The sequence below is a fragment of the Serinicoccus hydrothermalis genome (assembly GCF_001685415.1).
In the GTDB taxonomy this organism is placed as follows: domain Bacteria; phylum Actinomycetota; class Actinomycetes; order Actinomycetales; family Dermatophilaceae; genus Ornithinicoccus; species Ornithinicoccus hydrothermalis.
On sequence record NZ_CP014989.1, the window covers coordinates 1,697,015 to 1,711,145 of the forward strand.

General features: G+C 73.4%; 14 protein-coding genes. 5 read left to right on the forward strand and 9 right to left on the reverse strand.

Going from position 1 to position 14,131, the window contains the following annotated elements; all coding sequences use genetic code 11:
• Positions 1-58: 58 nt before the first annotated feature.
• Both SGUI_RS07805 and fbaA read right to left on the reverse strand, forming a co-directional pair.
• Complete coding sequence (locus tag SGUI_RS07805; RefSeq protein ID WP_066638435.1) at positions 59-466, reverse strand: DUF3151 domain-containing protein; 408 nt, start codon at positions 464-466, stop codon at positions 59-61.
• The gene (gene fbaA, locus SGUI_RS07810) at positions 463-1,491 is read right to left on the reverse strand and encodes a class II fructose-bisphosphate aldolase (RefSeq protein WP_066638436.1); all 1,029 of its coding nucleotides are present in this window, start codon (positions 1,489-1,491) and stop codon (positions 463-465) included. The genes SGUI_RS07805 and fbaA overlap by 4 nt, the downstream gene beginning before the upstream one ends.
• Positions 1,492-1,603: 112 nt before the next feature.
• Here fbaA and SGUI_RS07815 point away from each other — a divergent pair, with 112 nt between their 5' ends.
• From SGUI_RS07815 to SGUI_RS07825, 3 genes are read left to right on the forward strand one after another with little or no spacing between them, the layout of a single operon-like run.
• The gene (locus SGUI_RS07815; RefSeq protein WP_066638438.1) at positions 1,604-3,199 is read left to right on the forward strand and encodes a circularly permuted type 2 ATP-grasp protein; all 1,596 of its coding nucleotides are present in this window, start codon (positions 1,604-1,606) and stop codon (positions 3,197-3,199) included.
• Positions 3,193-4,128 carry an alpha-E domain-containing protein gene (locus SGUI_RS07820; RefSeq protein ID WP_066638444.1) on the forward strand — a complete coding sequence of 312 codons (936 nt, stop codon included), beginning with the start codon at positions 3,193-3,195 and terminating at the stop codon, positions 4,126-4,128. The genes SGUI_RS07815 and SGUI_RS07820 overlap by 7 nt, the downstream gene beginning before the upstream one ends.
• Positions 4,128-4,970, forward strand: coding sequence for a transglutaminase family protein (locus SGUI_RS07825; protein ID WP_066638446.1), 843 nt, complete (start codon positions 4,128-4,130; stop codon positions 4,968-4,970). Before SGUI_RS07820 ends, SGUI_RS07825 begins: the two co-directional genes overlap by 1 nt.
• A gap of 12 nt (positions 4,971-4,982) precedes the next feature.
• Here SGUI_RS07825 and SGUI_RS07830 read toward each other — a convergent pair whose 3' ends face one another.
• A complete protein-coding gene (locus SGUI_RS07830) occupies positions 4,983-5,786 on the reverse strand; it encodes a transglutaminase-like domain-containing protein (protein ID WP_066638449.1) in 804 nt (267 codons plus the stop codon).
• A 4-nt stretch (positions 5,787-5,790) separates the two neighbouring features.
• The gene (locus SGUI_RS07835) at positions 5,791-6,435 is read right to left on the reverse strand and encodes a TrmH family RNA methyltransferase (protein WP_066638452.1); all 645 of its coding nucleotides are present in this window, start codon (positions 6,433-6,435) and stop codon (positions 5,791-5,793) included.
• Positions 6,436-6,576: 141 nt separating this feature from the next.
• Here SGUI_RS07835 and SGUI_RS07840 point away from each other — a divergent pair, with 141 nt between their 5' ends.
• Positions 6,577-8,544, forward strand: a complete 1,968-nt coding sequence (locus SGUI_RS07840) for a sunset domain-containing protein (protein WP_066638455.1) — start codon at positions 6,577-6,579, stop codon at positions 8,542-8,544.
• A gap of 100 nt (positions 8,545-8,644) precedes the next feature.
• On the opposite strand, the gene pyrE is transcribed toward SGUI_RS07840, so the two are convergent.
• The 4 genes from pyrE to SGUI_RS07860 are packed head-to-tail and all read right to left on the reverse strand — an operon-like array spanning position 8,645 to position 12,183.
• Positions 8,645-9,193: an orotate phosphoribosyltransferase gene (gene pyrE / locus SGUI_RS07845; protein ID WP_066643025.1), complete on the reverse strand. Its 549-nt coding sequence runs from the start codon at positions 9,191-9,193 to the stop codon at positions 8,645-8,647.
• A 40-nt stretch (positions 9,194-9,233) separates the two neighbouring features.
• Complete coding sequence (locus tag SGUI_RS07850; protein ID WP_066638457.1) at positions 9,234-10,562, reverse strand: glycoside hydrolase family 15 protein; 1,329 nt, start codon at positions 10,560-10,562, stop codon at positions 9,234-9,236.
• Positions 10,559-11,344: an SDR family NAD(P)-dependent oxidoreductase gene (locus SGUI_RS07855; protein ID WP_066638459.1), complete on the reverse strand. Its 786-nt coding sequence runs from the start codon at positions 11,342-11,344 to the stop codon at positions 10,559-10,561. The genes SGUI_RS07850 and SGUI_RS07855 overlap by 4 nt, the downstream gene beginning before the upstream one ends.
• Positions 11,345-11,382: 38 nt before the next feature.
• Positions 11,383-12,183, reverse strand: coding sequence for a deoxyribonuclease IV (locus tag SGUI_RS07860; protein WP_083190833.1), 801 nt, complete (start codon positions 12,181-12,183; stop codon positions 11,383-11,385).
• Between the two features lie 45 nt (positions 12,184-12,228).
• Between SGUI_RS07860 and SGUI_RS07865 the strand changes: the two genes are divergently transcribed.
• Positions 12,229-12,639, forward strand: a complete 411-nt coding sequence (locus SGUI_RS07865) for an SRPBCC family protein (protein ID WP_066638467.1) — start codon at positions 12,229-12,231, stop codon at positions 12,637-12,639.
• Here SGUI_RS07865 and aztD read toward each other — a convergent pair whose 3' ends face one another.
• Positions 12,640-14,037 carry a zinc metallochaperone AztD gene (gene aztD, locus SGUI_RS07870; RefSeq protein ID WP_066638470.1) on the reverse strand — a complete coding sequence of 466 codons (1,398 nt, stop codon included), beginning with the start codon at positions 14,035-14,037 and terminating at the stop codon, positions 12,640-12,642.
• Between the last annotated feature and the right edge of the window lie 94 nt (positions 14,038-14,131).

The window sequence follows — 14,131 nt, forward strand, 5'->3', positions numbered from 1 at the left end:
GGGTGGTCAGGCGCAGCGACGCGATCCCAGCATCACCGACGCGGAGGCATACCGGACGTCAGAATCCCAGGTCACGGGCCCCGGACGCCGAGGACGCCCGGAGGAACTCGGTGCACCGGTGCTGCTCCTCGGTCTCGCCGATCCGGCCCGCGGCGGTCGCCAGCGCACCGAGCGCACGGAGGAAGCCGCGGTTGGGCTCGTGCTCCCAGGGCACCGGTCCCTGCCCGCGCCAGCCGGCCCGTCGGAGCTGGTCCAGACCCCGGTGGTAACCGGTGCGCGCATAGGCGTAGGCGGTGACGTCGTCCCGGTCGTGCAGCGCGTCCTCGGCGAGCATCGCCCAGGCGAGGCAGGAGCTCGGGTATGCCGCCGCCACCGTCCGCGGGTCGCCCTCCTCCAGGGCGCGCGCCGCCGGGTCCTCCGGCAGCTCGGTGGGCGGGATCCCCAGCAGGTCCGAGGGCCCGGTCACTGGTGCGTCCCGGCGGAGCGCAGGTTCTCGCAGGCCTCCACGACCCGCTCGGACATCGCGGCCTCGGCCACCTTGCCCCAGGCGCGCGGGTCGTACTGCTTCTTGTTGCCCACCTCGCCGTCGACCTTGAGGACGCCCTCGTAGTTGCTGAGCATGAAGCCGGCCACCGGGCGGGTGAAGGCGTACTGCGTGTCGGTGTCGACGTTCATCTTGACCACGCCGTAGTCGACCGCGTCCGAGATCTCCTGCGTCGTCGAGCCCGAGCCGCCGTGGAAGACCAGGTCGAAGGGACGGCTTTCCGCGTCCTTGCCCAGGGCCTTCGCCGCGGCCTCCTGGGCGGTCTGCAGGATCTCCGGCCGCAGCTTGACGTTGCCGGGCTTGTAGACGCCGTGGACGTTGCCGAAGGTCAGCGCGGTGAGGTAGCGGCCCTTCTCGCCGCTGCCCAGGGCCTTGATCGTGGCGACCGCGTCCTCGGGGGTGGTGTAGAGCTGGTCGTTGATCTCGTTGGCGACACCGTCCTCCTCGCCGCCGACGACGCCGATCTCGACCTCGAGGATGATCTTGGCCGCGGCGCACTTCTCCAGCAGCTCCTCGGCGATCCGCAGGTTCTCCTCCAACGGGGTCGCCGACCCGTCCCACATGTGCGACTGGAAGTAGGGCAGCCCGCCGTCCTTGACCCGCTCGGCGGAGGCGGCCAGGAGGGGGCGCACGAAGTCGTCGAGCTTGTCCTGGGGGCAGTGGTCGGTGTGCAGGGCGATGTTGACGTCGTACTTCTTGGCGACCTCGTGCGCGAAGGCGCTGAACGCCATGGCCCCGGTCACCATCTCCTTGATGCCCAGGCCGGAGAAGTACTCCGCGCCGCCGGTCGAGACCTGGATGATGCCGTCCGACCCGGCGTCGGCGAAGCCCTTGATCGCGGCGTTGAGGGTCTGGCTGCTGCTGACGTTGATGGCGGGGTAGGCGAAGCTGCCGGCCTTGGCCCGGTCGATCATGTCGGCGTAGACCTCGGGGGTGGCGATGGGCATGGTGTCCTCCTGGGGACGCGGATGACGTCAGGTCGCCCACCATGCTTCCACAGCGCCGGGGCGGGAGAGGGCGCGCCCGCACCCGCGCTCCCGGGCCACTAGGGTTGCGCGTATGACCGGCGCGTTCACCGACTACCCGACCACGCCCACCATCTTCGACGAGACGATGAGTACCGACGGCGCGGTCCGCCCCGGGTATGACCAGATCGCCACCCAGTTCGAGAACTTCGGGCTGGAGGACGTGCGCAACCGGGGCGAGTACGTCAGCAAGAGCTACCACGACCAGGGCGTGACCTTCGACTTCGAGGGCGAGGAGCGGCCCTTCCCGCTCGACATCATGCCCCGCGTCATCGACGCCGACACCTGGTCGCACGTCGAGGCGGGCGTGGCCCAGCGGGTCAAGGCCCTGGAGGCCTTCCTGGCCGACATCTACGGCCCGATGCAGATCATCACCGACCGCGTCCTGCCGCGACACATCGTCACCACCTCGAGCCACTACCACCGGGTCGCCTTCGACATCCAGCCGCTCAACGGCGTCCGGGTGCACGTCTCCGGCATCGACCTCATCCGCGACGGGGACGGCACCTTCCGGGTGCTGGAGGACAACGTCCGCATCCCCAGCGGGGTGTCCTACGTCCTCACCAACCGGCGGGCGATGACCTCGACCCTGCCCGAGGTGGTGGGGACCCACCGCATCCGCCCGGTCGCGGCATACCCCAGCCGTCTGCTCCGCGCGCTGCGGGCCGCGGCACCCTCCGGCATCACCGACCCCGAGGTCGTCGTGCTCACCCCGGGCCCCTACAACTCGGCCTACTTCGAGCACTCGCTGCTCGCGCGGCTCATGGGCTGCCGCCTCGTGGAGGGGCGTGACCTGGTCACCCAGGGCGGCCGGGTGATGATGCGCACCACGCACGGGCTGCAGCCGGTCCACGTGATCTACCGCCGGGTCGACGACGACTTCCTCGACCCGGTCGCCTTCCGCAACGACTCCGTGCTCGGCTGCCCGGGCATCCTCAACGCGGCCCGCGCCGGCAACGTCACCATCGCCAACGCCGTCGGCAACGGGGTGGCGGACGACAAGCTCATGTACTCCTACGTGCCCGACATCATCCGCTACTACCTGGGCGAGGAGCCGATCCTGCCCAACGTCGACACCTGGCGGCTGGAGGACCCCGGCCACCGCGAGGAGGTCATGGACCGCCTCGACGAGCTCGTGCTCAAGCCGGTGGACGGCTCCGGCGGCAAGGGCATCGTCATCGGCCCGCAGGCCAGCAAGGAGGAGCTGGACCAGCTCCGGGCCACCGTGAGCCGGTCGCCGCGCGGCTGGATCGCGCAGCCGGTCGTCCAGCTCTCCACCGTCCCGACGATGGTCGACGACGGGCTGCGGCCCCGGCACGTCGACCTGCGGCCGTTCGCGATCAACGACGGGGAGAAGGTCTGGGTGCTGCCCGGCGGCCTGACCCGCGTCGCCCTCGGCGAGGGCGAGCTCATCGTCAACTCCAGCCGCGGCGGTGGCTCCAAGGACACCTGGGTGCTCTCCGGGGACGGCCGCCGCACCCGCGTCGAGCCCCGGCCCCAGCGGCAGGTCCAGATCGGGACCGCCCCGCAGGTGGCCCTCAAGCGCTCCGAGGCCGAGCCGGCCGAGCAGGAGCAGCAGCAACAGCAGCAACGGACCACGACGAGCGCGGAAGGAGGCGCCCCGTGCTGAGCCGGATCGCCGAGTCGCTGTTCTGGATCGGGCGCTACCTCGAGCGCGCCGAGGACACCTCACGGCTGCTCGAGGTGCACCTCACGCTGCTGCTGGAGGACCCGGTCGTCGACGAGGAGGCCACGAGCGAGGTGCTGCTGCGGGTCATGGGCATCGACGGCACCGCGAGCCCCGACCACCAGACCGTCCTGCAGCTGCTCGGCTGGGACGAGACCTCGCTCACCTCGATGGTCGCCGCCTTCTACGGCGCCCGCGAGAGCGCGCGCCGCTCCCGCGAGACCGTCTCCCTGGAAATGTGGGAGGCCGTCAACACGACGTGGAACATGATGCGCGGCAACCGGCTCCAGCACGTACCGGCGCACCGCGCCTGCCAGCTCGTCCGGGAGCGCTGCGCCGTCGTCGGCGGCATCGCGGACACGACGATGACCCACGACGAGGGCTGGCAGTACATGATGCTCGGCCGTCAGCTGGAGCGGGTCGACATGACCTCCCGGATCATCGAGTCCGCGGCGTACAACGCCGACAGCCCGTATGCCTGGACGCAGACCCTGCGCGCCTGCGGCGCCCACCACGCCTTCATCCGGACCTACCGGGGCGCGGCCACCGACGCTCAGGCGGCGGAGTTCCTGCTGCTCGACCGCCTCTTCCCGCGGTCGGTGCTGGTCTCGCTGCAGGCCGCCGAGGAGGCCCTGGCCCTGCTCGACACGGCCGGCGGCGGCGGGCGACGCTCCGGGCTGACCGGAGAGGCGGTGCGTGCCCTCGGACGGGCGCGCGCCGAGCTGGAGTTCGGATCACTGGAGGAGACGATGGCCGACCTGCCCGAGCGCATGAGCAGGCTGCAGCGCACCTGCAGCGCCGTGAACGACACGGTGTCCGACCACTACTTCGACGGTGCCGGCCAGTCCGTCTGGCGGGCGGGGGTGCGCTGATGCTGCTGCGGATCGTGCACCGGACCGGCTACAAGTACGCCGGCATGGCCTCCCACTCCTTCAACGAGGCGCGGATGTCGCCGCGCTCGACGCTGCACCAGGCGGTGCTGCACACCAAGGTCGACATCGCGCCCACGGCGTGGACCAACACCTACACCGACTACTGGGGCACCACGGTGACGCAGTTCGAGGTGCACGAGCCGCACCCGCGGATGGCGGTGACGGCCTCGGCGACCGTGGACGTGCAGCGTCCGGAGGTCACCGGCGAGGGCCTGAGCTGGGACGCGGTCCGCAGCTCGGAGGTCTTCGACGACCTCAGCGAGTACCTCCTGCAGTCCCCGATGGTCGAGCCGCCCGAGGAGCTCAAGGCGCGGGTGGAGGAGATCGCCGGCCGGAGCGACACCCCGAGCGACTGCGCGCGCGAGGTGGTCGAGCTCATCCATGAGGAGATGGAGTACGTCTCCGGCTCCACCGGGGTGCACACCCGCGCCTCGGAGGCGTGGGCCAACCGCTCGGGCGTGTGCCAGGACATGTCCAACCTCACGATCGGCTGCCTGCGGGCGGTCGGGATCCCGGCCTGCTACGTCAGCGGCTACCTGCTGCCGGCGCGCGAGCCGGAGATCGGCACCCCCTACACCGGTGAGTCGCACGCGTGGGTGCGCTGGTGGGACGGCGACTGGGTCGGCATGGACCCGACCAACGCCATCCAGCCGGGAGGCCGCCACGTCGAGGTCGCGCGCGGCCGCGAGTACGGCGACGTCCCGCCGCTGCGGGGCATCTACACCGGCACCAAGAGCAGCTCGATGTTCGTCGAGGTGGAGCTGACGGCCCTGCGGCCCTGAGGCGCCCCTCGCTCAGCCGATGGAGACCGTGCCGCCGTGGTCGTCACGGGGCAGGTCACCGTCGGTGACAGCGCTGACCTGCAGGCTCTGGAAGTTCATCCCGCCGGAGTGCACGGTGAGGAAGGACGTCTCGCTCGCGTCCGCGCCGGCGCTGATCCGCACGAGCGACTGGCGCGGCGCGAGCCGCGTCGGGTCGACGACCACCCAGCGGTCCCCCACCGCCGCCTCGACGACGGCGTGGAAGTCCATGGGCGACAGGCCGGGGGCGTAGCAGGCGACGAGCCGGGCAGGTATGCCGCGCGCCCGCAGCAGCGCCAGCGTCAGGTGGGCGAAGTCACGGCACACCCCGGTGCGGGAGAGGTAGGTGTCGCTCGCGCCGTCGGTCACGGCCGAGGAGCCGATGACGTAGCGGATGTGCTCGTGGACCCACGCCGCGACGTCGAGGATCCCCTGCTCGCCGTCGACGTCACCGACCTCGGCGCGGGCCACCGCCTCCAGCCGGTCCAGGTCGACGTAACGGCTGGGCCGGACGTAGTGGATGCGGTCCAGCGGGCTCACCGGGGCGCCCGCGCCGCCGTCGGTCACGGTCGCGGAGTAGCTGACGGCGAGCTGGCCGGGCGGGACGTCGCGGATGACGTGCCAGCGCGTCCCGCTCGCCTCGTCGAGGACGTCCTCGACCTCGACCGCGTCGCCGTCGAGGGTGACGGTGAAGCGCTCCTTCTCCCGGCCGACGTCGTCGGCCACAGTCACGCCCAGGGTCGCCTCGACCGGGCTCGTGATGGCAGCGGTCAGGTCCGCGGAGAGGTGTCGTCGCATGCCCTCATGGTGTCAGGCCACCGGCGTGCCGCAACGCCCAGTGGTACATCACGACCGCCGCGGCCGCCCCGGCGTTGAGCGAGCGGGTCGAGCCGTGCTGCGTGATCGCGACGATGCCCTCGCACCCGGCCACCGCCTCCGCGCTCAGACCCGGCCCCTCCTGACCGAGCAGGAGCACGCAGTCGCGCGGGAGGGCATACCCCTCGAGGGGGACCGAGCCGGGCACGTTGTCGACCCCGATGACCGCAAGCCCCCGCTCCCCCGCCCAGGCCAGGAGGTGCGCGACGTCGGGGTGGTGCTCCTCGTGCAGGTAGCGGTCGGTGACCATCGCACCGCGGCGGTTCCACCGGCGGCGCCCGACGATGTGCACGCCACCGGCGTTGAAGGCGTTGGCGGTGCGCACGACCGAGCCGATGTTGAAGTCGTGCCCCCAGTTCTCGATCGCCACGTGGAAGCCGTGCCGCCGGGTGTCGAGGTCGGCGACGACCGCCTCGTGCCGCCAGTAGCGGTAGCGGTCGACGACGTTGCGCCGGTCGCCCTCGCGCAGCAGCCCGGGGTCGAGGTGCCCGGGCAGGTCGCCCCGCTCGTCCTGGGGCCACGGCCCGGCCCAGGGCCCGACCCCGACGCTCTCCTCCTGCTGCTCGCCCACCGCACGAGTGTGGCAGTCTGCCGCGCCCTTAACGTGGCCGACCTGCGCGTTTCGCACTACGGTGAGGATCACTCGCGGGCACCAGCCCGCACGCATACCCGAATGCGGCCCCGCGCGGGCCGCCGAACGGAGGGACCCACGATGGACAGCCCCACCACCTGGATCATGCTGATCCTGCTGCTGCTCCTCATCGGCGTCGTCGTCTTCTGGTTGCTGCGTCGTCCGGGGGACGACACCGGCGCGGCGCTGGACGCCCGCGACGAGGGCGGTCTGATCGGCAGCGAGGGACAGGACGGGGTGACGCCGGGCGCCGACCCGGCGACCTCCGGCTACGGGGGCGCGGACCCCGCGACGACCCCGTATGCGGGTGCGGACCCGGCCACGACCGAGCACGGGGGCACCGAGCCCGTCGAGCAGGCACCCGGGGTGACCGGCGAGGCACCGACCGGCGCCGCGGTCGGCGGCACCGAGAGCCACCGGCCCGAGGCGCAGGAGGGCGAGCTCGCGGGCACCGAGGGCGAGGCGCTCGCGCCGACCGAGTCGCGCTACGACACCGCCGCTCCGGCGTCCGCAGAGGAGGGAACCGTCGCTGACGCCGGCGCCGGGGACGAGACCGGTGAGGACGACCCGGACCGCTGGCGCGAGGCCGCCGCCATCGGCGCCGTGGGCGCGGCCGGCGGTGCCGCCGCGGTCGCCGCGCAGCCCGACGAGGGTGACGCCAGGTCGGACGACATGGAGGTCGTCGAGGAGACCGCGGTCGTCGACGAGGCGCCCGCCGACGAGGTCTACGTCGAGGAGGGCCCCGCCGAGGAGGTCTACGTCGAGGAGACCACTGTCGTCGAGGAGACCGAGGGCGACCAGCTCTACGCCGGCGAGACCTCCGACGAGGTCGTCGTCGAGGAGACGGTCGTCGACGAGACGCCGGCCGAGGAGGTCTACGTCGAGGAGACCGGCGGCGACCAGGCCTACGACGGCGCCTCGGACGGCGAGGTGGTCGACACCACCGTCGTCGAGGAGACCCCCGACGAGGTCGTGGTTGAGGAGACGGTCGTCGAGGAGACCCCCGACGACGAGGTCTACGCCGGGGAGACCCTGCCCGACGAGGTGCCCGCCGACGAGACGCCCTCGGGCGAGGAGGTCGCGGTCGGTGGCGTGCACGCGCTCTCCGACGAGGAGGTCAGCGACGGCGCCAGCGACGAGCCGCTGACTGGCGGCGGTCAGGCACCGGCCGGAGAGCCCCTCACCGCGGACGAGGTGCTGGACGCGCAGGAGGGCCAGGATGAGTACCCGGTCGGGGACTCCTCCACCACGTACCGCGCGGACGGTGGCGAGGCCGTGGCCGTGGAGACCGACGACGGCGTCGCTCCCGCGGCTCCGGAGGAGGACCAGCCCGGACGCTACGCCGAGCCCGACCGGGGCGGCGAGGGTCGCTGGACCGAGCCGGCCGGCACCGAGGCGGAGCCGGCCGAGGGCGGGTCGTGGACCGACCGCGGCACGGCGACGGGGACGGACCCGGTCGTCGACGACACCCCCGACCAGGGGTGGACCGAGCAGGGCACCGCGGCCGGTGCGGCGGGCCTGGCGGAGCGGGAGGACCAGACCTGGACCGACCAGGGCACGGCCACCCGCGACCACGAGACCGCGGTCGAGGAGCACCCGGCCCAGGGCTGGACCGACGAGGGCACCTCCGCCGGGGCCGCCCCCGCGCTCGACGACGAGCCGGCCCAGGGCTGGACCGACGAGGGCACCACCACCCAGGAACCCGGGTCCGCACCCGCTGCCGGGTCCGTGGCCGGGCCCGCGGTCGAGGACCAGCCCGCCCAGGGCTGGACCGACGAGGGCACTGCCGCCCCGGCCGAGCCCGCGGCGGGCGGCAACGACGTGGAGGCCCCGGTCTTCGCCGAGTCGATCTACGGCGCCGGCTCCGCCGAGCCGCTCGAGGACGGGTCCGGCCCCGCCGGCTGGGCCATCAAGGGCAACTCCGGGTCCATGCTCTTCCACACCCCGGAGTCACCGAGCTACGACGGGGTGCGTGCCGAGGTCTGGTTCGAGAGCGAGGAGGCGGCCCGTGCCGCCGGCTTCGCGCACTGGGACCGCCGCCAGCGCTGAGCCCCTGACCCCACCGAGCGGCCCACTCCGGCGGCCTCCGCACCGCGGATCTCCTGCCGGAGCGGGCCGCTCGGCATGTCCCGGGGCAGGTTCGTGCGGCTCAGCCCAGGCCGAGATCGCCCAGCTGGTATGCCGCCCGGTAGGTCAGGCCCTCGGCTTCGACCCGCTCGCGGGCGCCGCTGTCCCGGTCGACGATGACCGCCACCGCGACCACCTCGGCCCCGGCCTCGCGCACCGCCTGCACAGCCGTGAGGGGCGAGTTCCCGGTCGTGGAGGTGTCCTCGACCACGACCACCCGGCGCCCCTCGATCGAGGGACCCTCGATGCGCTGCTGCAGCCCGTGCGCCTTCTCACTCTTGCGGACGACGAAGGCGTCGAGCGGGCGGCCGTCCCGCCCCGCCGCGGCGTGGAGCATCGCCGCCGCCACCGGGTCGGCGCCCATCGTCAGCCCCCCGACGGCGTCCACCTCCAGGTCGTCGACGAGGTCGAGCATGACCTCGCCCACGAGCGGGGCCGCCTCGCCGTGCAGGGTGATCCGCCGGAGGTCGACGTAGTAGTCCGCCTCCGCCCCCGAGGAGAGCGTGACGCGGCCGTGGACGACGGCCAGGTCGGTGACGAGCTCGAGCAGGCGGTCGCGCGCAGTGGTCATGGCAGCAGCGTAGGCGAGGTCGGGCACGGGCCCGGTCGGGTCAGGGCCGCGCGGCCAGCACCACCAGCGCGGCGGTCCAGGCCAGGGGGGCCACGGCGACCGGGTCACCGTCGTGCAGCACCTTCTCCGGGAGGGCGCCCGCGTCGGTGCGGTGGTTGTCCAGCCAGTCCAACCACTCCTGCGCCTCCTCGGGCCGGCCGGCGTGCGCGGCCGCCAGCGCCTGGAGCGCCGTCTCGGGCGTCCAGGACACGCCGTCGTTGCGCCAGCCTGCCCCTGGCGCGAGACCGCCGGCCGGCCGGCGCTGGGCCGCCTGCGAGCGCAGCCTGGCCGGCTCGGCGCCGGCGACCGGCTCGTCCACGAAGGGCGGGAGCAGGAAGGTGACCGCGGCATCGGGACGGCCCCCGACGTGCCGCGGGAAGGACGGGCGGAACTCGTCCACCACCCGCTCGCGCACCGCCGCGGCCGTCGGCTCCAGCCGGGTGGGATCCACCCCGGCCGCCAGCCACTCCCCCTCCGCGACCGCGCCACCGGCATACAGGTCGGCGGCCGCCTCGAGCCCCATGAGCGAGGTGGCGGCGATCCCGAGCGTGAGCTGCTCCTCGGGTCGCTCCCAGTAGTCCGGCGAGGGGCGCGGCAGACCGGTGGCCGGGTCCAGCCGGTCCAGGAGGCGTGCGGTCGAGCGCACGACCAGCGGCGTGAGCAGCGTTGCCGAGTCCTCCCCGGAGCCGCTCACCGGCAGACCGGCGTCGGCGTCGATGACCTCCCGGGCAGCCCAGAGCGCCCAGCCCGGGCCATCCTCCTGCGCGAGCCGCTCGTCGGGCACCGTGCCGTCGCCGGCGGGCAGGTAGCGGGCCTGCATCGAGCCGTCCGGGGACTGCAGGTCCTGCAGCAGCAGGAGCACGTCGAGCGCGTCCTGCTCGTGCCCCGTCCGGGCCAGGGCCACGGCGACGAAGGAGGCGTCCCGGGGCCAGACGAAGCGCCAGGCCGGCGAGGCCCCGGCGAGCACCGCGCCCGGGGCGGTATCGGTGGGCCCGGTGAGGGTGTGCAGGTCCTCCAGCGCAGTGCGCAGCAGGTCGGCGTGCGGGGCGGCGGGATCGGGCTGCCACCCGGCCCCGAGCCAGACCTGTCGCCCAGCGGCACGCGAAGCCAGCACCGACACCTCGAGCGGTCGGGTCTCGCCGTCCGTCGACAGCGGGAGCCAGCCCTCGGCGGTCCGGCCGGGAGCGACCGCGACCAGGCGGCCCCAGGCGTCCCGGGTGACGCCCTCCTGGTGCAGCGGCACCTGGCGGTGACCCCCCTGCCACACCAGCGCACCGCTGCTGACGAGCAGCACGACGAGCAGGGCCGCCAGACGCCCTCTGCGGGTCATCCCGGAGGGTGCGGCGCGCGCCGTCGGGCGGCGAGGGAGCCCGCCACGGTGCGCGTGAGCCGGCGCGGGGCCACCCGCAGCACCCCGACCAGCACCTTGTAGGGCAGCGACGGCACGGACACGACCCGTCCGGCCGAGACGTCGTCGAGGCTGGCCCGCACCACGTCGGGCGCCTCGAGCCAGAGCGCGTCCGGCAGGCGGGACATGTTCATCTCGGCCCGCTGGTGGAACTCGGTGTGCACGAAGCCGGGACAGACCGCGGTGACGGTGACGCCGTGCGGCGCCAGCTCGGTGGCCAGGGCCTCGGAGAAGACCGTGACGTAGGCCTTGATGGCCGAGTAGTGGCCCATCACCGCGTAGGACGCGACGGAGGAGACGTTGAGGATCGCGCCGCGGCCCCGGGCCCGCATGGCCCCGCCGGCCGCGTGCGAGAGGACCATCACCGCCCGGACCATGAGGTCCAGGGCCGCCTCCTCCTCGGCCAGCTCACCACGGACGAAGCCACGCCTGGAGCCGAAGCCGGCGTTGTTGACCAGCAGGTCGACCGGCCGCTCGGGGTCGCCCACGCGTTCTGCGACCCGCGCCAGCTCCTCCCGGTCGGTCAGGTCGGCGAGGACCACCTCGACCTCGACGCGGTGCCGCGCCACGAGCTCGGTGGCCAGGCCCTCCAGCCGGTCGCGGTCGCGCGCCACGAGCACGAGGTCGTGTCCGCGCGTGGCGAGCTGGACGGCATACTCCCGACCCAGGCCGGACGAGGCCCCGGTCACCAGCGCTGTTCCCATACCGCCCAGGGTATGCCGGTGCTCCCCCCTCCCTTCTCTCAGAGGTGCTCGCGCAGCCAGTCGAGGTCGGCGACGTGCTCCTGCGCCCCGCCCGGGGTCTCGACGACGACCGGCGCCCCGGCGGCGCGCACCACGTCGGCCAGCTCGTCCGCAGGGAGCTGCCCGGAGCCCAGGTTGGCGTGCCGGTCGGCACCCGACCCGGCGGCGTCCCGCGAGTCGTTGGCGTGCACGAGGTCGATGCGGCCGGTGATGGCACGCACCTGGTCCACGACGTCGCCGAGCTCGATGCCACCGGCCCAGGCGTGGCAGGTGTCGAGGCAGAAGCCGACCCGCTCGGCGTCCTGCGTCGCGCTGATCGCCTCCCAGACGCGGGCGATCCGGTCGAGGTGGCGGGCCATGGCGTTGTCGCCGCCCGCGGTGTTCTCGATGAGCACCGGGGTGTCGCCGATCGTCAGCGACGCGATGGCCTTGCGCCAGTTGTCGAAGCCCTTCTCCGGGTCGTCGTCGGCACCCACGTGACCGCCGTGCACGATGAGCCCCTTGGCGCCGATCTCGGTCGCCGCGTCGAGGTGCTGCTGGAGCAGCTTGCGCGAGGGGATGCGGATGCGGTTGTTGAGCGTCGCGACGTTGATGATGTAGGGCGCGTGGACGTAGAGGTCGACGCCGGCCTCCTGCGCCGCGCTGCGCAACGCCTGCGCGCCGCCCTCGAAGCGCACCTCCGGCCCCTTGTAGCCCTGGGGGTCCCCGAGGAAGAACTGCACCAGCGACGCCTTGCGCGCCTGCGCCTCGGCGATCGGGTCGGTCTGCTCGACATGTGCTCCCAGGGCCGGCGTGCTCATGCGCTCCATCGTAGGCACCGTCACCGACAGGCCTACAGTGGTGCCGTGGCCTCCTTCTGGTTCGACGTGCTCGTCCCCGGACCGCCCGAGCAGGTCTGGGGACGGCTCTGGGACCTCGAGCGGCACACCGCGGCCATCCCGCTGACGACCGCTCTCGGCGGGCCGCTGGGCCCGGGCGCGGGCTTCGTCGCCCGGACCCGCCTCGGGCCGGTGCGGATCGACGACGAGATGGTGGTCCGCGAGTGGTCGCCGCCCGCGCACGCCGTCGTGGAGAAGGTCGGCCGCCCCCTCGGCGGCCGGATCGAGGTCAGCCTGCGCGCCGCCGGGCCGGACACCCGGGTCCGCTGGGAGCAGGGGTATGCCGTGACCGGGGTGCCCGACGCCCTCGCGGCGCTGGCTGCCCCGGCCGTGCGCGCGGCATACCTGCGCGCGGTGCGGCAGATCACCGCACCCTGATCAGGAGGTGTGCCCCTCCTCGTCGTGCTCGTGGTCGTGCTCGCCGTCCTCGTGGTGACCGCCCTCGTCACCGGTCTCGAGGTCGCCGGAGACCCCGGAGACCTCGTTGGGGACCTCGGGGAGCTCGGCCGAGTCGATGACCTGCATGTTGTCCAGGTCGACGATGTGGATCTCGTTCGAGGCTGGCTCGGTGACGAAGCCGAACTGACCGTGGACGAAGACGGTCGGCCGCGGCTCCTGCCACTCCAGCGGCTCCTCCCACGCCTCGACGACCGGGACCTCCTCGGTGACCTCGCCGCTCTCGGCGTCGATCACGTGCAGCGCCCCGTCGGTCCCGAGGACCAGCGCCTCACCCTGCGGTCCGCGGGCGAGGGAGCGGAAGGAGTATGACGTGCCCAGGTCGACCAGCTGCATCTCGCCGGTCTCGGTGTCGGTCAGGCTGACCCGCTCGGGCCGCTCCAGCTCGGCGTCCTCGTCCACCTTGTAGTCGCCGAGGACCACGTGGGAGAGCTCGGTGCCGGCGACGTTGCCGACCCGGCCGTAGTCGTCCGGGGACGCGACCTTGGTGAACGAGCCGTCGGCATACACCACGGGGCCGTCCTCGCAGCCCAGCACGACGGCCTCACCCTCGGCGACGGTCTCCCCGTGCACCCCGGGGCACTCGTCGGTGGTGGCGACCTCCTCGCCGTCGGCGTCGAGGACCCTGGCCCCGGTGCGCTCCTCCTCGGTGCCCACCGTCTCGAGCAGCGACCCGTCCTCGAGCCGCACCGCGACGCCGTGATGCGGGTCGGCGACCTCGATCGACTCGGTCACCGGCAGCTCGGCGGCCGTGGCGTCCAGCTCGGTGGGGTCGACCAGGTCGATCCGGCCGGCGCCGTCGAAGTAGAGCGCCGTCGTGCCGGCATGGCGTACGACGTGGCCGGGGTGCGAGCCCTCGGCGGCCAGGCCGGTCACTGCAGGGGCGGTCGTGTAGCTGTGGTTGTGGTTGCCGTGCGGCTCGCTCCACGTCCCCGCGTCGAGCAGGCGGAACGCGTCGCCCTCGGTGAGGAAGAGGTGCCGGCCGTCACCGGCGGGGTTGAGCCGGGTGAACCCCTCCGCCTCGAGGTCGCCCTCGACCTCGAGGGACAGGGCGTCGAGCACGAGGACGCCGCCGTCGTAGGTCACGGCCAGGCGGGGCGTGGGACCGGCCGCCTCCACGGTGGCGGCGGCCTCGGAGTCCTCGCTGGCCGACCCCTCCGCCGTCTGCTCGGAGTCCTCGGACTCCATGGACCCGGTGTCCTCGGTGCTGGAGTCGTCCTGCTGCTCGTCGGTCCCGGCTCCGGACGTCCTGGGCTCGGTGGCGCAGCCCGCGAGCAGGAGGGAGGCGGTCAGGGTCAGGAGAAGGAGGCTTCTATGCATGTGGGAATCATTATCAATCTCGATGACGGAGTCAAGTCCCCGCTGTGCACACCTCCATCACCCGCGCGGCACCGCGAGCCACCGCGTCGCCATG